General features: G+C 37.8%; 14 protein-coding genes. 7 read left to right on the top strand and 7 right to left on the bottom strand.

Translation table 11 applies throughout. The features are described 5' to 3' along the window. Window positions 1-163: 163 nt before the first annotated feature. Both lpdA and BM179_RS06680 read right to left on the bottom strand, forming a co-directional pair. Window positions 164-1,558, bottom strand: a complete 1,395-nt coding sequence (gene lpdA, locus BM179_RS06685; protein WP_092014142.1) for a dihydrolipoyl dehydrogenase — start codon at window positions 1,556-1,558, stop codon at window positions 164-166. A gap of 269 nt (window positions 1,559-1,827) precedes the next feature. Next, window positions 1,828-2,826, bottom strand: coding sequence for a DUF4382 domain-containing protein (locus BM179_RS06680; RefSeq protein WP_092014139.1), 999 nt, complete (start codon window positions 2,824-2,826; stop codon window positions 1,828-1,830). A gap of 389 nt (window positions 2,827-3,215) precedes the next feature. On the opposite strand from BM179_RS06680, the gene prfB reads away from it, so the two are divergent. Continuing rightward, a protein-coding gene (prfB, locus tag BM179_RS06675; protein ID WP_143095162.1) for a peptide chain release factor 2 occupies window positions 3,216-4,290 on the top strand; the annotation gives its coding sequence in 2 pieces (ribosomal slippage) (window positions 3,216-3,275 and window positions 3,277-4,290; 1,074 coding nt in all). 77 nt (window positions 4,291-4,367) lie between these two features. On the opposite strand, the gene BM179_RS06670 is transcribed toward prfB, so the two are convergent. Next, window positions 4,368-5,204, bottom strand: a complete 837-nt coding sequence (locus BM179_RS06670) for an alpha/beta hydrolase (protein ID WP_092014136.1) — start codon at window positions 5,202-5,204, stop codon at window positions 4,368-4,370. Window positions 5,205-5,289: 85 nt separating this feature from the next. Next, window positions 5,290-6,174, bottom strand: coding sequence for a fructosamine kinase family protein (locus tag BM179_RS06665; RefSeq protein ID WP_092014132.1), 885 nt, complete (start codon window positions 6,172-6,174; stop codon window positions 5,290-5,292). A 363-nt stretch (window positions 6,175-6,537) separates the two neighbouring features. Between BM179_RS06665 and BM179_RS06655 the strand changes: the two genes are divergently transcribed. The 4 genes from BM179_RS06655 (at window position 6,538) to BM179_RS06640 (ending at window position 12,446) form a co-directional block, all read left to right on the top strand. Then, window positions 6,538-9,891, top strand: a complete 3,354-nt coding sequence (locus tag BM179_RS06655; RefSeq protein WP_229632910.1) for a DUF4175 family protein — start codon at window positions 6,538-6,540, stop codon at window positions 9,889-9,891. A 111-nt stretch (window positions 9,892-10,002) separates the two neighbouring features. Beyond that, complete coding sequence (locus BM179_RS06650) at window positions 10,003-10,932, top strand: Gfo/Idh/MocA family protein (protein ID WP_092014125.1); 930 nt, start codon at window positions 10,003-10,005, stop codon at window positions 10,930-10,932. Window positions 10,933-10,983: 51 nt separating this feature from the next. Beyond that, on the top strand, window positions 10,984-11,511 hold the full coding sequence (locus BM179_RS06645; protein WP_092014122.1) for a dTDP-4-dehydrorhamnose 3,5-epimerase family protein: 528 nt from the start codon (window positions 10,984-10,986) through the stop codon (window positions 11,509-11,511). Then, window positions 11,508-12,446 (top strand): glycosyltransferase family 2 protein, encoded by a 939-nt coding sequence (locus tag BM179_RS06640; RefSeq protein ID WP_092014118.1) that lies wholly within the window; start codon window positions 11,508-11,510, stop codon window positions 12,444-12,446. The genes BM179_RS06645 and BM179_RS06640 overlap by 4 nt, the downstream gene beginning before the upstream one ends. 153 nt (window positions 12,447-12,599) lie before the next feature. Here the strand turns inward: BM179_RS06640 and BM179_RS06635 are convergent, their stop codons facing one another. Both BM179_RS06635 and BM179_RS06630 read right to left on the bottom strand, forming a co-directional pair. Further along, the gene (locus tag BM179_RS06635; protein WP_092014114.1) at window positions 12,600-13,754 is read right to left on the bottom strand and encodes a glycosyltransferase family protein; all 1,155 of its coding nucleotides are present in this window, start codon (window positions 13,752-13,754) and stop codon (window positions 12,600-12,602) included. A 114-nt stretch (window positions 13,755-13,868) separates the two neighbouring features. Beyond that, window positions 13,869-14,690 carry a UDP-2,3-diacylglucosamine diphosphatase gene (locus BM179_RS06630; protein WP_092014111.1) on the bottom strand — a complete coding sequence of 274 codons (822 nt, stop codon included), beginning with the start codon at window positions 14,688-14,690 and terminating at the stop codon, window positions 13,869-13,871. A gap of 360 nt (window positions 14,691-15,050) precedes the next feature. Here BM179_RS06630 and mfd point away from each other — a divergent pair, with 360 nt between their 5' ends. Continuing rightward, a complete protein-coding gene (mfd, locus tag BM179_RS06625; protein WP_092014108.1) occupies window positions 15,051-18,419 on the top strand; it encodes a transcription-repair coupling factor in 3,369 nt (1,122 codons plus the stop codon). Window positions 18,420-18,614: 195 nt separating this feature from the next. Then, the gene (gene gldJ, locus BM179_RS06620; protein ID WP_092014105.1) at window positions 18,615-19,859 is read left to right on the top strand and encodes a gliding motility lipoprotein GldJ; all 1,245 of its coding nucleotides are present in this window, start codon (window positions 18,615-18,617) and stop codon (window positions 19,857-19,859) included. A gap of 56 nt (window positions 19,860-19,915) precedes the next feature. Here the strand turns inward: gldJ and BM179_RS06615 are convergent, their stop codons facing one another. Next, entirely contained in the window at window positions 19,916-20,596 is a 681-nt protein-coding gene (locus BM179_RS06615; RefSeq protein ID WP_092014102.1) for a ComF family protein, read from the bottom strand. Between the last annotated feature and the right edge of the window lie 7 nt (window positions 20,597-20,603).

Genomic DNA, 20,603 nt, shown 5'->3' with positions numbered 1-20,603 from the left:
AGCAGAGATAAGTTTTTGGATATACTTAGGGCCTATCATTTGTTGATTTGACTAGTTCTGAAAAACCGATACTGGGTTAAAACTAGATAAATTAAACAGTAGAAGCCAAAGAGCTTCTACTGTTTTTTGATTTATAGGTTTTCAGGACTAGTCCTGAAAACTTTTAAAGATCAACTGCAACACCATATGCTGCTTCAGTAGCGCCTTTGATAGCTTCTGAAATAGTTGGATGAGGGTGAATTGATGTCATGATTTCGTGGGCAGTAGTTTCCAGTCTGCGGGCAACGACAACCTCAGCAATCATTTCAGTTACGTTATACCCGATCATGTGAGCTCCTAAGAATTCACCATATTTAGCATCGAAGATTACTTTTACAAATCCGTCTCTTGCTCCTGCTGCAGTAGCTTTTCCGGAAGCAACAAATGGGAATTTACCAACCTTAATATCATATCCGGCTTCTTTAGCTTTCTTTTCAGTCAAGCCAACAGATGCGATCTCAGGTGTGCAGTAAGTACAACCCGGAATGTTTGAATAATCTAAAGGTTCAACTTTGTGGCCAGCTATTTTCTCAACACAGATAATACCTTCAGCAGAAGCTACGTGAGCGAGTGCCGGACCTGGTGTAACATCTCCGATGGCAAAATAACCCGGGATATTAGTTTCATACCATTGGTTAACAAGGATTTTACCTTTGTCAGTAGCAATACCAACATCTTCAAGTCCAATGTTTTCAAGGTTTGAAATTACTCCTGCTGCTGAAAGAACGATATCCGCATCAATTGAAATATCACCTTTCGGTGTTTTTACAGAAACCTTACAGCCTTCTCCGGATGTATCAACCGATTCAACAGAAGAACTTGTATAAACTTCAATTCCTAATTTCTTGTATTGTTTAGCTAATTCTTTCGAAATATCTTCATCCTCAACAGGTACTATATTCGGAAGGAATTCCACAACGGTTACTTTTGTTCCCATTGCTGCATAAACATAAGCAAATTCTACACCGATAGCTCCTGAACCAATTACTACCATTGATTTAGGTTGATTCTCAAGCGACATGGCTTTACGGTAGTCAATTACTTTTACGCCATCAATCGGAATATTTGGTAAAGCTCTTGCTCTTGCTCCGGTAGCAATCATGATGTTTTTGGCATCATATACTGTAACTTTGCCTTCAGCGTCAGTTACTTCTACTTTCTTACCGGTTTTGACTTTACCCGTTCCCATGATAACGTCAATTTTGTTCTTTTTCATCAGGAACTGAACTCCTTTGCTCATGGAATCAGCCACTCCGCGTGAACGCTTAATTACTGCTCCAAAATCTGCACTGGCATCTGCCACATTGATTCCGTAATCTGAAGCGTGTTTGATGTACTCAAATACCTGAGCCGACTTCAAAAGTGCTTTGGTCGGGATACAACCCCAGTTTAGACAAATTCCTCCTAAAGATTCACGTTCAACAACCGCACATTTCAAACCCAACTGAGAAGCTCTGATTGCTGCCACGTATCCGCCTGGACCTGAGCCAATCACTATTAAATCATAACTTGTAGCCATTTTAATTTATTTTTGATAAAAAAGTACAATTTTGCCACAAATATAGTCATATCGAATTATTCATAAGGATTATGGCTGAAGTTTTTCGAGAGAATCTCTATTCAAAATTTATCTCAGTGATCCTGTTGCTTTTCGTAAAAGGCTTTTACAGACATCTTTCTTCATTTCTCCGTATCTCAACCTGATTAAAAATAAAAAGCACTACCTTTCGATAGTGCTTTCCGGTCTGTTAGTGATTGATTCGGAATATCTAAACTATAATTTAATAACTACAGACCAATGACTCCTTTTACTGTTAATGATAAACGGACTTCAAGACCTGTCTTTACAGATATACTATTTAAATCAATGTTGCTGGAAAGATTAAGGAATGAATTCAGTAATAATGAAGCATTTGCATCTCCGCTATTTTTATACGAGGCAAAATGCACTTCATAATCTCCTTCTTCCAGAAAGGAAACTTTAAAATTACCATTTACATCAACTTTCGCACTTGATACTGCATTTTTAAACTCAACTGAGCTTTCACCTTGTCCTTTAGCCTCAGTATTTTGGTTAAATTCCCCCTTTTTATAGACATAGGCTACTACATTTCCCATAGTAGCAGCATTGTATCCGCTTACATTTCCCGAGATAGTCCCTGATGCATTCTTATTAACTACTCTGATTGAAGATTGTAATTCCCCATATGTTACAAAAGAGTAGTTTTTCCTGGCATTTTCATTAAATGTTTTGATAGATTTTCTTAAATCGAAATCAATCATAAGGTCTGTCGTTCCGTTCTGATTAACCGTAAACTGCTTCGCTGTTACTTCTACAGAATTTCTTGCATTACCTGAAATAGCCAGTTTGCTTTTTGTACCGTCGGATTTCAAAAGATAACAACCCGGAGCATTGCCGGACTGATCTTTTTCATAATCAAAAATCAGAGTAAGTTTGCTGTAAGTACCCGTTTGCAACTGTCCGTCTCCTAAAGTCAGGAAATTACCATTATTCAATTCGGCAATATTTACTGTTTTCGGACCTTGAAAAGCATCAAATTTCTTTCCGTCTAATCTTACTTCAGTAACTGTGACAAAGACTGCCTTTACTTCTGTCCCGTCTATAGGAGCATCCGTAATTCCTACTCTTACCTGCCCTTTCGGCGCATTAGGATCCTGAGGAACTGCATCCGGAGTTACGTTGTCACTGTCTTTACTACATGACCATTGGAATGCACTAAGACCCAGAATAAGCAAAGAGTAAACGAGAATTTTTTTAGTTTTCATAAGTATGTTATGTGATATGTTTAAGTGATTGATTTTTAAAAAAAGGTCTGCTTAATCTTTATAATTTTGAATTTTTGTGTGATTTCCGATTCGTAAAATTAACGTCGTATTGCTTCTGTAAATATCACTATCCCCCAATGATGTGACAGGCCCAAATGCCTTAAATTCCTTCTAATCTTATGTTAATCACCTGTTTGTACCATATGTTAATTAGCCACTCACATCATTATGTGATGTGTTTCAGAGCATTTTTTGTCCATTTTTGAAAACTGTTTATCTTAAAATCTGAATTTTATGTATTCTGAAGTCAGAAGAAGCGTTAAAATCTCTTTCCTCCGGAAATTTGTATTTATCTTTGCGTACACTAATTATTAAATCTGATTAAAACCATGACTAAAGACAGGTTCAATGACCTGAGGGCCAGAGTAGAGGCTCTAAGGAGGTATCTTTGACTACGATAATAAGAAATACCAGATCTCTGAATTAGAGACCGTAACACTTGATCCTAATTTCTGGAACGAACCGGGTAAGGCTGAAAATACCATGCGCCAAATGCGTGGTCTGAAATTTTGGACAGATGGTTTTGAGCAATTAGCAGGGCTTTTAGGCGATTTGGAAACCATCTGGGAGTTCTACGAATTGGGAGAAGCATCTGAGGATGAAGTTGATACAGAAGGGAAAAAACTGGAAGACAAACTCGGTGAACTGGAATTCCGGAAAATGATGTCCGACGAAGGAGATAATATGTCGGCCGTTCTGGAAATCAACGCCGGAGCCGGAGGAACTGAGTCTCAGGACTGGGCAGCGATGCTTATGCGTATGTATATCATGTGGGGAGAGAAAAATAATTTCAAAGTGCGTGAGGTTGACCATAACGATGGTGATGTAGCCGGCGTAAAATCCGTGACCCTTGAAATTGATGGTGAATATGCTTACGGAAATCTCAAGTCTGAAAATGGCGTACATCGGCTGGTAAGAATTTCTCCATTCGACTCAAACGCCAGAAGACATACTTCTTTCGCTTCTGTGTATGTGTATCCATTAGCCGATGATACAATTGAAATTGACATTAATCCTGCTGATATTGACTGGGACACTTTCCGTTCCGGTGGTGCAGGTGGTCAGAACGTAAACAAGGTAGAAACAGCAGTGCGTTTAACACACAAACCTTCAGGAATTATTATTGCCTGCCAGCAGGAACGTTCACAGCTACAAAATAAAGAAGTAGCTTTACGGCTTTTGAAATCGAAACTTTATCAGATAGAAATCGAAAAAAGAAATGCTGCAAGAGCGGAAGTAGAAGCAGGGAAAAAGAAAATTGAATGGGGTTCTCAGATCAGAAGTTATGTACTGGATGACAGAAGGGTTAAAGATCATAGAACCAATCATCAAACTTCGAATACCGATGCCGTATTGAATGGGGAAATTAATGACTTCATCAAAGCATATCTGATGGAACAATAAATTTTTCCGGTTTCAGGAAATAAATCATAGTAAAGGCTGCCGGAAATTCCGGCAGCCTTTACTGTTTATCAGAATAATCAGCTTTCATATTTATCAAAAACCAGGTCAAAACGACCTTTCAGGATCTCTTCAAGCTTTTGATGATATTCCTGGAAAGAAGGCAGATTATTATGCCCTCCGCCATAAATGGGAACCAGTCTCGCTGCAAGCGGCACCAGTCCCTGCAATCTTACACTTGAGGAAAAGGGAATCAGCCAGTCTTTCGTACCATGAATGATATAAATCGGACAACGGACATAACGTATCCAAATATCTGTTCTGATGCTAAACCTTAAAAGAATTGAGATAGGCAAAAAAGGTAAAAATCTGCTGGTTAAATGCGAAAATGAATAATACGGAGCATCCAGAATCAACATTTTAGGTTTGTTCTGGGAAGCCAGTTTACAGGCAAATCCGCTTCCCAGCGACCGCCCGTAAATAATTATCCTGTCTTCCTGATAATCAAACTTTGCGCGCATCCGGTTATAAACGTATTGTGCATCATTGTACAAATTGACTTCTGTTCGCTTTCCGGTACTTTTGCCAAAACCTCTGTAATCAATCATCAGAACATCGAAATTGTATCGGGTAAAATCTGAAGCGTATTTTGACCAGCCCTTAATACTACGGCTGTTTCCATGAAAATAGATTACCAGTCCTTCAGGCTTTTCATGAAAAAACCTCAGGCCGTTAATTTTAACCCCATCTTCCGGTTCGAAGAACAATTCTTCAAAAGGAGCATCGTATTGATATTGAAAGTCTTCCGGGAGTTTTTCAGGTTTAAAAATAAACTTTTCCTGAATAAAATAAACAATGACGCAAAGAACCAAATAGCCTATGCCTATCCAAATCCATGTTTCAGTCGAAAGGTTCATCGAAAAAGATTAAAACAATAACAAAACAAGAAGTTATTAAACTAATCTAAGAAAATTTCTCCTTACTTCCTTATCAATATCTTAATTATTCGAATTTCTTCAGAATTTTTTCTACCGCATCCAGGTAACCTCCGCCAAAGAGATTCACATGAACCATCAGTGGATATAAATTATAAATCGGAATTCTCTGGCTATATCCTTTGGCAATGGGATACACTTCATGATATGCTTCATAAAATGTAGTCTCAAAACCACCGAACATGGTAGTAAAGGCCAGTTCAGCCTCTCTTAAACCATAATAAGCTGCCGGGTCAACAAGAGCAACCAAGCCTTTGCTATCTGTCATAACATTCCCTGACCACAAATCACCATGAATTAATGCTGGTTTTTCATTAGGAATCAGGTTAGGAATCTCTTCGAAAAGCTTTTCAAACTTTTTGGCAATCTCCGGAGTGATTTTTCGGTCATATAATGCCAGCTCTACCTGAATTTTTAATCGTTTTTCAATAAAAAATGCCACACCGTTCTCCATCCACTCATTACTTTGCCGCAATGCCCCGATATAGTTATTAAAATGCAGTCCGAATTGTTCATTAGAATTCCGGTGTAACAATGCCAGTTTCTGACCAAAATCCTCCCAATAATTCTCCTGCTGAAAACCTGCCGAAACAAATTCAATCATCAGATACTCTTTCTCTCCGTTTCTTCCGTGGTTAATAACTGCCGGGATATGAACTGTATTCGTTTCCCGTAATAATTGCAAACTATTCGCCTCAGACTCAAACATATCATTAAGCCCGCCCTGATTCCATTTTATAAAAAAATCTCCTTCCTTCACTTTCACGCGAACAGCAAGGTTAAAGTTTCCTCCGTAAAAGAATTGAAAATCAATAATTTCAGGTTTCTTTCCAAGGTTCTCAAACAAGATACTTTCAATAAACTGGAATTGCTCTTGCGATTGAAATGTCATTTTACAGATAAATTTTAAAAGATATAGCTTAAACTTCAGGAATGCCTGAAAACACAGATACCAAATTTACACGATTTGTTCGTTATTATATCCAGAATCATTGATTGTTTCAGTACTAAAACAATGGCAATCCCGGAGGAATTGCTTTTATTATTTCCAAAATTTCTAAATTGCGATATTGAAATCTGATGACTGGCAGGTTTATTGTTAATAGTTTCAGAGGCCTGAGCCATTATATGATTTAACAGGATTTCGGATTCCGGTTAAAACGGCAGATCTGTTGATTTTTTCTACTCCTGACCAGGATTAAAACATCAAAGGAGATAGAAATCGCAGCATAACTAAAAACCTTACCCTAAGAAAATGACAAATTCTCCTATAACTACCTTATTAATGAGACTTGAGGATTATAAACGAAAGTTTTACCTCAATCGCCTGATAAAAGGAACTATATTTTCTGTAACACTTATCCTTTCTGCATTTCTGGTGTTTAACACCCTTGAATATTTTGGGCATTTTGGTACGACATTCCGCGCTGTTTTGTTCTTTTCCTTCCTGATTGCATTTCTTACCTCAGTAATTTTATGGGTTATTAAACCTGCAATGTTTCTTTACGGGAAACAAAAACCATTATCAAACGAACAGGCTGCAGAACAGATCGGTCGGTTTTTCCCGGAAGTAAGCGACAAATTGATTAACACTTTACAGTTGTCAAAAAATCTGGACAAAGAGCAAAATGAATTATTACAGGCCTCTATCAATCAAAAATCCCAACAATTAAGCTTTGTCAGGTTTGCAGATGCCATCAATGTAAATGATAATAAAAAGTATGTGAAGTATGCCGCTGTTCCTGCTGTTCTGATTGGGGCAATTCTGGTAATTTATCCGACTTTTTTTACCAAAAGCTCTGAAAGAATTGTCAATTTCAAGAACGAGTACCAGGAAGAAGCCCCTTTTACTTTCAAATTAGAGAATGAAGAACTGAAAGCTTTCAAAAATGAAGATTTTACCGTAAAGCTCAGTCTGCTGGGAAATACGATTCCGGAAGCAGTTTATGTACTTCATAACGACAGAAGGCTTAAAATGGAAAGCACTGACCGGAGAAATTACAGTTATACATTCAGTAAAGTTCAGAAGGATTTTATGTTTCTTTTTGATGCTGCCGGATTCAAGTCTGCAACATATGATGTAGAAGTAGTGAACAGACCTAACCTTGCTTTTTTTGAAGTAAACGTGAGTTACCCTTCTTATCTGAACAAACCGAATGAATCTTTTAAAAATGTAGGAAATCTCACCTTTCCGGAAGGCTCTAACGTAGAATGGGATTACAATGTAAGTGACACAGATTCTATTTTAATGACCTTTGAAGGGGACAAATTTCGTTATAGTGCCGACAAAAAGTTATTAGGCGGAGGTTTTACATTTTCCCGAAAAGTTAAAAATTCTGGTTCTTATCAGGTTTTCCTGAAAAATAAATATGCTTCAAATCGTGAAGGCATTAATTATTTCCTGAACGTAATTCCTGATAAACATCCGCAGATAAGTCTGGAAAACTATAAAGATTCCACCTTGTACAACTTTATGGTATTAGGTGGTAATATTTCAGATGATTACGGGATCAGCAGGCTTGCTATTTTCTACAAAATATTAAGAGAAGGTAAACCTTCCAATGCTGCCTATCGCAATATCAATCTTCCTGTTAACCACACTCAAACTATTCAAAGTTTTTACTATCAGTGGGGACTGGATTCATTGAAACTCAATCCTGCAGATAAAATCGAGTATTATGTGCAGGTATGGGATAATGATGGTGTAAATGGTGCTAAATCAAGCCGTTCTCAAATCATGAACTACGCCATTCCTGATAAAAGACAAATCGACAAGGAAATTGATAATTCTATCGACAAAACCCAGGCACAGCTGGAAAAAGCACTGGAAAAAACCCAAAAACTCAAAAAAGAGATTTCAGTACTGGAAAATCGTTTGAAAAACAAGAAAGATCTGGATTATCAGGATAAAAAACTAGCTGAAGAACTGCTGAAAAAACGAGAAGAATTAATCAATGAAATCAAGCAATTACAGGAACAAAACAAAACATTGAACGAAAAACAAGAACGTTTCAATGAACAGAAGCCTGAAATTCAGCAAAAAATAGATGCTTTGCAGAAAATGATGCAGGAGTTGCTTGATAAGGATGCTGAGAAAAATTACGAAGATCTGAAAAAAATGCTGGAGCAGAATCAGGATGATAAAATGCTCGACATGATGGACAAATTAAAGAATAAAGAAAAGAATATGGAAAAGGAGCTTGAGAGAATGCAGAACCTTTTCAAAAAACTTCAGTTAGATCAGAAATTAGATAAAACAATCAATGATCTGAAAAATCAGGCAGACAAGCAGGATAAACTTGCTGAGAAAAATGAACAGCTAAGTAATAAACCAGATAATGCCCCTGATAAAAAAGCTGATAATGAAGCCACCAAAAATGAGCAGGAGAAACTCAACAAAGAATTTGAGGATACCAAAAAAGATCTTCAGGAGGCTGAGAAAATGAACAAAGAGATGAAAGATTCCGAGCCGATGGACATGGGCAAGGAACAACAGGAAGATATCTCTCAGGATCAGAAAGACTCCAAACAGAAAACAGAGCAGGGCGATAATAAAGCTGCTTCCCAAAAGCAAAAGAGAGCCGCCAGACAAATGCGGAATCTTGCGCAGAAACTGCAGGATATGAAAGCACAGGCTGAAATGAAGCAGAATGAGGAAAACATAGATGACTTAAGGGATATTCTTGAAAATCTTGTAACGCTGTCTTTTGATCAGGAAAAATTAATGAAAGATTTCAGAGGGATAAATCCTTCCGATCCGCGTTTCGTAAAACTATCGCAGGATCAGCTGAAACTACAGGACGATGCCAAAGTAATTGAAGACAGCCTGTATACATTGTCGAAAAGAGTCATGCAGATTGAAACCTTTGTTACCCGTGAAATGAGTAACATGAAAGGCTATATGAATGATGCGGTAAAACTCATTAAAGACAGAAAAATGGCATTGACAGCATCAAAACAGCAGTTCGCCATGACTTCTATGAATAATCTGGCCTTATTGCTTTCGGATGTTCTGAAACAAATGCAACAGCAGCAAATGAACATGATGGCCGGCTCTGGCAAAGGGAAAAATAAAAACAAAGGACAAAGCAAAATGCCTAGCCTTGGCCAGAAACAGAAGCAATTGAATGAGCAGATGCAGCAAACCAGAGAAAAGGGAGTTAAAGGCCAGGGTGGAGTTTCTGAAGAACTGGCAAAATTAGCCAGAGAACAAGGTCAGCTCAGAAAGATGTTGCAACAGTTTCTGGACAATAACAAAGGAACCGAAAAAGGGAAGCAACTGGGTGATCAGATTAAAGATATGGTCAAAAAGATGGAAGAAACGGAAACCGACCTCGTAAACAAGCGGATTGACCAAAATACGATGAAACGACAGCAGGAACTTGTAACACGATTGCTGGAATCAGAAAAAGCCATGCAGGAACAGGAGGAAGATAACAAACGAAAAGCAGAAACGGCCAAACAAAATATTGCAAGAAAGGCACCTCCGCAATTTGAACAGTATATCAAAGACAAACAAAAGCAAACAGAATTACTAAGAACGGTTCCTCCCAACCTCAATCCATATTACAAACAACAGGTTGACACTTATTTTAAGAAGATCCAATAACATTAACAGGCCTCGCTTTCAGACAGCGGGGCCTATTTAATTTTAAACCGGAATAGATTTGAGAATTTCTTTGCTTATTTTTAAGCCACCAAACTCTATTTTATATATTTTATGAATAACACACTAACCATTGGATTAATCGGATGCGGCTCCTGGGGAAAACTTGTTCTGAGAGACCTATTAATACTTAAATGTGAAGTGATCGTAGTAGCACGATCAGAAAAAACAAAGAAAAATGCGTTGGAAATCGGAGCGTCATTAATTGTCGATTCTATTAATGATCTGCCTGATACACTTTCAGGAATTGTGGTCTGCACACCTTCTGACACACATTATGAAGTTACCAAATCCCTGATTTTAAAATTCGGCAAAACACCCATTTTTACTGAAAAACCACTTTGTATTAATACAGAACATGCCAGAGAACTGTTTGAACTGGCACCGGAATCTTTATTTATTATGGATAAATGGCGTTATCATAATGGTGTGCAGGCTTTATCCAGTCTGGTCAAAAGCAAAGAATACGGAGACGTTGTTGGTATTACGTTAAAGCGTTTAAGTAAAGGCGTTGTTCATGAAGACAGTGATGCGGTATGGCACCTGGCACCCCATGATGTCTCAATTTTGCTGGAAATTCTGGGTTATATTCCGGAACCGGAATTCGCAAGACTGGATGTAACCAATGGAAAAGTAAGAGGAATGTTCGCCGGTTTGGGAAAATCTCCCTGGGCAATCATTGAAGTTTCTGAGCGATTTGAAAAACATCAGCGTGAAGTCAGAATTCATTTTGATAAAGCTATTGCCATGCTAAAAGATGCTTATAGTGACGGCATTCAGATTTACACAACCGATGAATTACACGCCAAAGAGCCCTTGTCTGTCAGAAATATTGAATTAGAAGTAAATATGCCGCTTTTTGATGAACTGAAGTGTTTTATTGATTATCTGAAAGGTTCGGGAATCAGCCCTAAAAGCAATGCAGAAGAAGGCGTAAATATTGTAAATACAGTTGAAACGCTGAGAAATCTGTCTGCTAAATAAACACTTTGCCCGGAAATATTAGACAAAAATTACCACACCAAATTTTTAACTATGAACTTACCTGAAGGCGTAAAACTATCTACGCTGAAAATGAATATTGATGACCGGGGCACATTCACTGAACTACTCAGAGAAAGCTGGATTGAACACCCTAAATTCATACAATGGAACGCTGTCAATTCCGAACAAGGCATTCTGAGAGGGGTTCATGTTCATTTAAAGCATTATGATTACCTTACTGTAATGAGAGGCAGAATCCTTTTCGCATTAAAAGACCTCAGACCTGATTCACCTACTGAAAATTTATCAGCGATGGTAGAAATTTCTGCCGAGAAACATCAGAGTTTATTTATCCCCCCGGGAGTAGCACATGGTTTTTATATGCTTGAACCTTCATTGCATATTTATGCAGTAAGTGAATACTGGGATATGGAAGATGAATTAGGATGTCATTTTGCTGACAAGAGCCTGGAATTCAGCTGGCCTGATGCTAATCCGAGAATTTCAGAAAGAGATCTAAAATTACCTGCACTAAGCGATATAAGACCGTTAATCCCGAGCTTTACCAAAACAAGATGAATCCGACTGTTTCAATAATAATTCCGGCTTATAATTCTGAAAAATACATACATTTCACCCTTAAAAGTGTAATCAATCAGGATTATAAAGACTTTGAGGTTTGGGTTATTGGTGATTGCTGCAAAGACAATACAGAGGCTGTTGTAAACTCTTTTAATGATCCCAGAATTAATTTTTACAATCTCCCTAAAAATTTCGGCACACAAAGCGGACCGAATAATGAAGGATTAAAGAGAGCAAAAGGAAAGTACATTGCTTATATTAATCATGATGATCTATGGCTTCCCTGGCATTTAGGAAAGCTGGTAGAATACCTTGAAAGCTCCGGTGATGATTTTGTTCATGCTAATGTACTGACAATTACTCCCACTTATATATACATTATGGGAGAACCTTGTGAAGGTCTTTCTTATGGCAATTATATGGTATGCCCATCAGGATGGCTTCATAAAAAGGAAGTTGCTCATTCCATTGGAAACTGGAGAGACCATAGAGTAGTCAGTAAGCATATTGACAGAGATTTCATGAACAGAGCATATGAAGCAAAGTTTAAAATCAGTGCTTCAAAAGAACCTTCTGTATTAAAATTTGCAGCTCTGCACTGGAGTATCTATGATAAAAACAAGGTTATTTTTCCCCAGGAAGAGTATTTGCAAAAACTATTATCAGATCCGGTAGACACACAGCTAAATCTCCTTAAATGGTCTGCGAATGAATACTCAAAGCTCATATCTAAAAACAATTTCAGTATATTAACTTTAAAAGAGTATATTAAACTTTCTTTATACCAGCCTTTTATGAGATTCTTTGTCCGGCCATTAAGAAATTTTTATCTTATGAATCTCATTTTGGTTAAAATTCAGCTTTTCTTTAGAAAAAGACGTTCAAAAATAACCGGAGAGGCTCAGCATAAAAAATTTCTGATACACGATTAAAACAAAAATTAGCCTGGCAATGCCGGGCTAATTTAACCATAAAACCACTTTGTATATTTTTTAGGCTTAGAAGAATTAGAAGATTTCCTAAAAGGTGTAATTAATCTTTGAAAATATTTTACCGGATCAAATCCGCATTATTTCAGTTATTCCTTATCTCAGCGCTAACCATCTCAATGGATTGCGGGGTAATTTTCCGGAAAGAGAATATACTTCCTGACGAGGTTGAGCCAACTCCTCCAAATGCTTCAGGAACATTCTGCCAGTCTGGGCATGCCAGTTCTGAAAATCATGACTTACATCTTTATGTAATGGAAGGTATTCCAGGAATTTAGAGAAATCAAATCCTGTATCAGTAATACCTGCTCCGGCACGTGTTGCATCAAGAGCATTTATCGCCTGCTCAATATGATTAGGGACCGGAATCATCATCACAGGTTTTCCAAGATACATAGCCTCACAAACTGATTCAAAACCTGCGGTACTAACCAGGCCTGTACAGTTCTGCATCATTTCAAGATATTTCTCTGCATTAATCTGATGGAAAATCAGATTTTCTGAAAAATGCCATTCTGTACCAAAATCTTTTTTATCCCAAAAACAATGAATTTTAACATCTCTATGGTTACGATGCCATTCTATAATGTCTTCACTCAAACGATGATGGGTTATATATGCCAGTAAATAAGGTTCTTGTTTGGGAACAAGATCTCTTACTTCATTTCTCAGCAAAGGCGGAGTTACATAAATATTCTGAGCCGTATCGTTTGGCATTTCTACAAAAGAAAGTGCCAGTTTCCGGGTAGAACCAATCATCGTAAGCTTGGTATTCATATTAAGTAATACCCTGTCGAACCATTTATCCGGAAGCGAAACGAAGTTTTTATGTAGCAATAAATATTGATGAGCAATATTTACACAAGGAATCTGAGAACGATATCTGGCATAGTAAAAACCACAGACCATCTCATAAAAATTAACAATTACATCCGGTTTATATTTCTCAACCGTTTCATGAACCAACTCTGTACTTTTCCAATATTTCTTAGCTTTTAAAAGCGGTCTCAATACAGTTTGTAAAAGATTTACCGACTTTCCCATACCATAAACCAGACTAGGGCTTGGAAACGTACGCATAGGAACATCAACCTTTTGCTGAAAAAAATCAGGAACCTCACGCCCCTCAGCTGTGCCAACCATTGTTGCTACTACCTGATGTCCGGCTGCGGTAAGCGTTTCATAAAGAGAAATAGCCTGGGTCATGTGACCTCGCCCCTCTCCTTGTACGATAAAAAGGAATTTACTCATTTTTTTAAAACAACGATTTTTGAAATCGTCTAACAAAGCGGTTTATTTTAATCTCTACTCCTGACTCCTCATTAATCGTTACGTTATTACTTTCAAACAGTCCTTAAGTATTCTCTAAGAAACATTGATCAAATCTATCTTCTGAACCTCTTCTTCATCATCTTCCAGGATAAGCGGTTCAAATTTTGATATCTGATCCTGGTAATAAATCAGGCTCCATTTTCCTGAAAAATCTTCCACCAAAGCACTTAGTGACTCGACCCAATCGCCGGAATTCATATAAGTAATCCCGTCAATATCTTTAATAACCGGCTTATGAATATGGCCGCAAATAATCCCTTCACAATCATTCGCTCTGGCCAATTCGGCAAGTTTCTCCTCAAAATCCGAGATATAATTGACCGCAGCCTTTACTTTTTGCTTGATTACCTGAGATAAAGAATAATATGGCATGCCTCGCCATGCTCTGTATTGATTATAAAACTTATTAATGCTAAGCAGCAGCGTATAACCAATATCTCCCAGATAGGCCAGCCATTTCACATGAGAGGTTATGCTGTCGAAAATATCCCCGTGCGTAATATAAAACTGCTTTGTACCTGAACGAAGGATATAATCCCTTTGAATTGAGAAATGCTTACCAATCTTAAGAGGCATTACCTGATCCAGAAAATCGTCATGATTTCCTCTTAAGTAAATCACCTTGGTACCATATTCGTCTATCATCTTCAAAACAACCCTGAAAAAACCGGTATGCTTTTTCTTCCAGGTTCCCTGTTTCTTAAGTTGCCAGCCATCAATAATGTCTCCATTCAGAATCAGTTTCTCACAACGATACTGTTTGAGAAAATCCGTCACTTCTTTAGCCTTAGATCCTTTAGTGCCTAAGTGCAAATCAGAAATGATAATAGTACGAAACTGTGCAGAAGCTTTCATAAGATTAAAAAGTCGGTCTGTTATAAAATTTGTCCCTATGAATGCTTCTTCTTTGACTATAAATAAGTACTTCCAAGGTTTTATCTTTTGTTTAAACAAATTTGTAATTCCCTTATAAATTATTGATTAGGAGAATGTTAAGAATTTATAAACAATAGCTAAAACACTTTAAAAAACAGCAATTTTGCAGCGAGACAAACCATTTCACCTTTATTTGAGTTTTCTCAATACCTTTGTATTACCAATCCTTTTCGCCACAAATTGTTTGTTCCTGTTTTTCAGGATCGGGCAATTGGTGGCTAAACTTGTTCCCGGAAGTTTTTATTTTGCTTTCCGGAAACGCTATCTCTACCGTTTGAAATGTTAGTAAAAGATTTCCTGACGCTCTATCGTGAAGATGGTTTTGTGAAAACAATTTCTGAGCAGCTAAAAGATTCCCGCATATTTCCTCATATACAGCTTAAAGGACTTAGCGGCAGTTTAGATGCTGTTATGGTTTCAGCTCTTTTTCAAAGCTTTCCACAAACCTACCTGCTTGTATTAAATGACCGGGAGGAAGCGGCTTATTTCCTTAATGATTTGCAGAACCTTCTGGGAGATCAACATGTTCTGAGCTTTCCGATGTCTTATAAAAAGGCTTATCAATACGAAGAAATTGATAATGCCAATGTATTAATACGGGCTGAAGTATTGAACAAACTCAATAATTCAAAAGAAGAGGGGATTATAATCGTTACTTATCCGGAAGCTTTATCCGAAAAAGTAATTAACAAACGTTCCTTACTGAAAAATACTTTTACAATTACTGTAGGAGAAAAACTCGACACAGGCTTTCTGGGGGAGGTACTGGCAAGCTATGATTTCGAAAAAACAGATTTTGTTTACGAAGCGGGTCAATACTCTATCCGTGGGGGAATTGTAGATGTATTCTCTTATGCCAATGAATTACCTTTCAGAATTGACCTCTTTGGTGACGAAGTAGAAAGTGTCAGGACATTTGATCCTGAAAGTCAGCTTTCTGTAGAATCTGTTTCAAAAATTAATATCATACCCGATGTACAAACCAAACTTGTACAGGAAACAAGGGAATCTTTTTTAAGTTTCTTTCCCGAAAATGCCCGTATCTGGTTCAGGGAAATAGATCTGGTATTAGAAATCATTGATAATTCCTTTAAAAAAGTGGAAGCCAGCCTGCAGGAGATTGTAGGAAGAAGTGGCGGCATAAAAGTAGTAAGTGATCCAAATCAGCTTTTTGAAACAAGAAGGGGCTTCCTCAATCAGATCAAAACATTTGGTACCGTAGAATTTGGCCGGAGATTCTATTTTAAAAGCTCCCCTGCAGCTGAAGTTTCAACCTTGAATTTTAAGGCTAAAGCTCAGCCTTCTTTTAATAAAGATTTCAAACGTCTCTCTGATAACCTCCGGGAAAACCAGGGTTTTCATTTTGTCAATATTATTTCTTCGGAATCACATAAACAACTGGAGCGACTGGAAGTCATTTTCTCAGAAATTGATCAGCATGTCCGCTTTCAGTCTTTAAATATTTCTTTACGGGAGGGTTTTATTGATGAAAATCTGAAACTGGCCTGTTATACTGATCACCAGATATTTGACCGATTCCACAGATTTAGAGAAAAAAATAAATATTCTAAATCGAAAGCACTTACCTTAAAAGAATTACGAACACTTCAGGTAGGTGATTTCGTCACACACGTAGATTATGGAATAGGAAGATTCGCCGGACTGGATAAGATAAAAGTAGGTGATTCCGAACAGGAAGCAATCCGTTTGGTATATCGGGATGATGATCTTTTATCGGTTTCCATTCATTCTCTTCATAAAATTGCGAAGTATTCAGGCAAGGAAGGCGGGCCTCCGATTATTTCAAAGCTTGGCTCTCAAGACTGGGAAAATAAAAAATCAAGAGTAAAGAAACAGGTTAAGGATATCGCGAAAGAATTAATCATGCTTTACGCCAAGCGCCGGACAGCTCCGGGATTTGCTTTCTCTCAGGACAGTTTTATGCAGGCCGAACTGGAATCTTCGTTCTTGTATGAAGATACTCCCGATCAGGCAAAATCAACGGCTGATGTTAAAGCGGATATGGAAAAACCTCATCCAATGGACAGGCTGGTTTGCGGAGATGTGGGTTTTGGAAAAACCGAGGTGGCAATCCGCTCAGCATTTAAAGCAGTTGCTGATTCCAAACAGGTTGCCGTTTTAGTGCCAACCACAGTTTTGGCCATGCAGCATTTCCGTACATTCAGAGACCGGCTTGAGAAATTCCCATGCAGGGTTGAATACATTAACCGGTTTAAGTCAGACAAGCAAATCAAGGAAACCCTGAAAAGAGTTGCCAATGGTGAAACCGACATTCTTATCGGAACTCACCGAATTGTCAACAAAGATGTTCTTTTTAAGGATTTAGGTTTGATGATTATAGATGAAGAGCAAAAATTTGGAGTAAAAGTAAAAGATCGTTTAAAGGAAATGAGGGTAAATGTTGACGTTTTAACACTTACGGCCACTCCTATTCCAAGAACGCTTCATTTCTCTTTAATGGGAGCACGGGACCTTTCAGTAATTGCCACTCCTCCTCCAAACCGACAACCGGTAACAACCGAATTACACGTCTTCAATGAGGTGTTGTTGAGAGATGCAGTAAGTTATGAATTGAAAAGAGGAGGACAGGTTTATTTTGTTCACAACAGAGTTAACGAGTTGGAATCTATTGCCAATACCATTCTGAGAATGGTCCCTGATGCTAAGATTGGAATTGCTCACGGACAAATGGATGGTGAAAAACTGGAAAAAGTCATGATGAGTTTCATTGAAGGGCATTATGATGTTTTGGTTTCAACAAACATTATCGAGTCTGGTCTTGACATTCCGAATGCCAACACCATTTTCATTAATCATGCAAACCATTTCGGATTGTCAGATTTGCATCAAATGAGAGGCCGTGTAGGGCGTTCAAATAAAAAAGCTTTTTGTTTTCTGTTAACGCCTACTCTTTCAGCACTGACTTCTGATGCGAGAAAACGATTAAGTGCCCTGGAAGAATTTACAGATTTAGGAGATGGATTCAAAGTGGCGATGAGAGACCTCGATATACGGGGAGCGGGGAATCTTCTGGGAGCCGAACAAAGCGGGTTTATTAACGACCTGGGTTATGAACTTTATCATAAAATACTGGACGAAGCAGTTCAGGAATTAAAAGAACAGGAGTTCCGTGATTTATTTGAAAAAGATTTACTGGAAACGGTAGATAAATTATCCGTTGACTGTCAGATAGAAACCGATTTACAGGTCCTGATTCCTGAAAAATATGTATCAAGTATTTCTGAAAGATTATCGCTTTATACTAAATTGGACGACATAAAAGACAATCAGGAATTAGAAACCTTCCAGAATACCATTAAAGATCGCTTCGGTCCTATTCCTCCGGAGGTAGAAGATATGATCGAAATCGTGAGAGTCAGATGGGTAGCGGAGTCTTTGGGAATCGAAAAAATTATTTTGAAAAACAATAATCTGAAGTTGTACTTCGTTTCTTCGGAGAATGAAAAGTATTATAAATCAGATATTTTTGGCAAGATTCTTGAGTACGTGAAAGTAAATTCGCGTAAATGCCAACTCAAAGAAGCCAAAGGTAAGTTAATTCTGAACGTCGAAAAAATCAGTTCTATTCATGAAATGAAGGTAATTCTCAGTGACATAAAAGGATAAAACCTGTTTTTTCAATGTTTGGAAGTCGAGTGTTATCATAATTTTAAAAGGTTTTGATTGATTTTTTAAAAGCCGATAATCAAAATTTATCATTATATTTATCAGATTACTTATCCTGAAAATTGTAAATTTGTGATTCGTGTCTTCGAATTTTAAATTCTTAATAAATAATTGACAATATAAACTATTTCAAAAATGAAGTTGTCTATAAAATCGTTAGCGGTTTTGTTGATTGGATTAGCCTTGGTTAGTTCCTGTAAAAGCAAAAAAGCTACTAGTGTCAAGCTGGGCAAAAATAGTACGGCAACAGGCATATCATACAATAAAAAAGGCGGCTTTCAGGTAGATAAAAGTTTCAAAGGTCAACCGACCGGTCCGAACTTGGTATTTATTGAAGGTGGAAGGTTCACAATGGGCTCCCTGGAAGAGGATGTACTTAATTCCCGTGATAACCTTGAGAGAACGGTTTCTGTTCAGTCTTTTTATATGGATGAAACTGAAATTGCCAACGTTCACTATCTGGAATATCTTAACTCTATTCAAAAAGATTCCACTCAGGAGTTTTACGAATCAGCTCTTCCTGATACGTTAGTATGGAAGAATGAGTTAGCATTCAACGACTCTTATGTAGAACAATACCTTCGTTACCCGGGCTTCCGTATGTATCCGGTAGTTGGCGTATCATGGGTACAGGCTAATGATTATTGTAACTGGCGTACAGCAGCGGTAAATATGGACCTTGCTATGAAAGGAGCTAAATCTCCTAAAAAAGCAAAAGGAACAAAAGCTAAGAAAGGCAAAGCTGAACAAGTAACAGCAGCTCCGACGAATCAGGGAGGAAGATTAGCCATTGAGTCAGGAAAAGTATTACCAAGTTATCGTCTTCCTTCTGAAGCGGAATGGGAATATGCGGCAAAAGCTATGATCGGAACGCAACAGGAAGATGAAAATCAGACTAATCAGCGTATTTATCCCTGGGATGGACCAAATATGAGATCTGCCCGCGGACGTAAGAAAGGTACAATGTTAGCGAACTTTAAACGTGGCCGTGGAGATTATGCCGGTATTGCAGGTAAATCAAATGATGGTGCGATTATTACAACTGAAGTTTATACTTATCCTCCGAATGATTTTGGATTGTATCAAATGGCAGGTAACGTCAACGAATGGGTTTATGACTTGTATCGTCCATTGTCTTATCAGGATATCAATGACCTGAATCCAATTCGTCGTAATGATTTCCTTGATAAAGAAGGGACTTATGATAAAGCACATAATAACTCGTTAATTGACAATAAATCAAGAGTTTTCAAAGGTGGTTCATGGGCGGATATTGCTTATTGGTTAGCTCCTGGAACACGCCGCTTCCTTGATCAGGATTCTGCAACTTCAACAATTGGTTTCCGTTGTGCAATGATCAGAGCCGGTACTAACAAATAGTATCAATCGTATTATCACAAAGAGAAGAGCCGCTGAAAAATCAGCGGCTCTTCTCTTTATATGACCATTGCAATAGTTACAACTGAGATTTCTGATACATCTGCCTTCTGTAGTGCGATGATACACGCTTCAAGTGTAGCGCCCGTTGTAATGGTATCATCAACCAAAAGAATCCTTTTTCTCTTCAAATCTGCACTATCAGAAACAACAAAAACATCTTCCATATTCAGAAAACGTTCTGTCCTGGTTTTTGAGATCTGAGAGTCTGTTTTCTTTGTTCTGATTAAAATGCTCCCATCCCACATTACTCCCAAACTTTCGGAAAGTCCTTTGGCAAAACAATCTGACTGATTATATCCTCTTTCTCTCAGGCGTTTTTTATGCAGAGGAACCGTTAAAATCATATCAAATTCTCCGGAAAATCCGCTTTCCCTCAGATCACCGCCATACCATCGGCCAAGCGTTTCTCCTATTTCCTGTTTTCCTCTGTATTTCAATTCATGCATCAGTCGCTGAATCTTCCCTCCTTTCACAAATTTCAGATAAGAAAAAGCATATTTTACCTCAACCTTCCCCAAAAATTTATGCCTCAGTTCAGGCAAAGGTTCAAGATGGGAATTGGTCTTTGGTAAATCTAAATGACATTTTGTACAAATAATCTGTTCAGCTGATTCCAAAGGCTGGTAACAGGCATAGCAGGTTCTGGGAAAAAGCAAATTAATAAAGGCTTCAAACATATTTTTA

It is taken from the genome of Pseudarcicella hirudinis (assembly GCF_900115665.1).
GTDB classification, from domain to species: Bacteria; Bacteroidota; Bacteroidia; order Cytophagales; family Spirosomataceae; genus Pseudarcicella; species Pseudarcicella hirudinis.
Note: the sequence above shows the minus strand (reverse complement) of the source record. Positions and strands in the feature narration are given on the sequence as shown.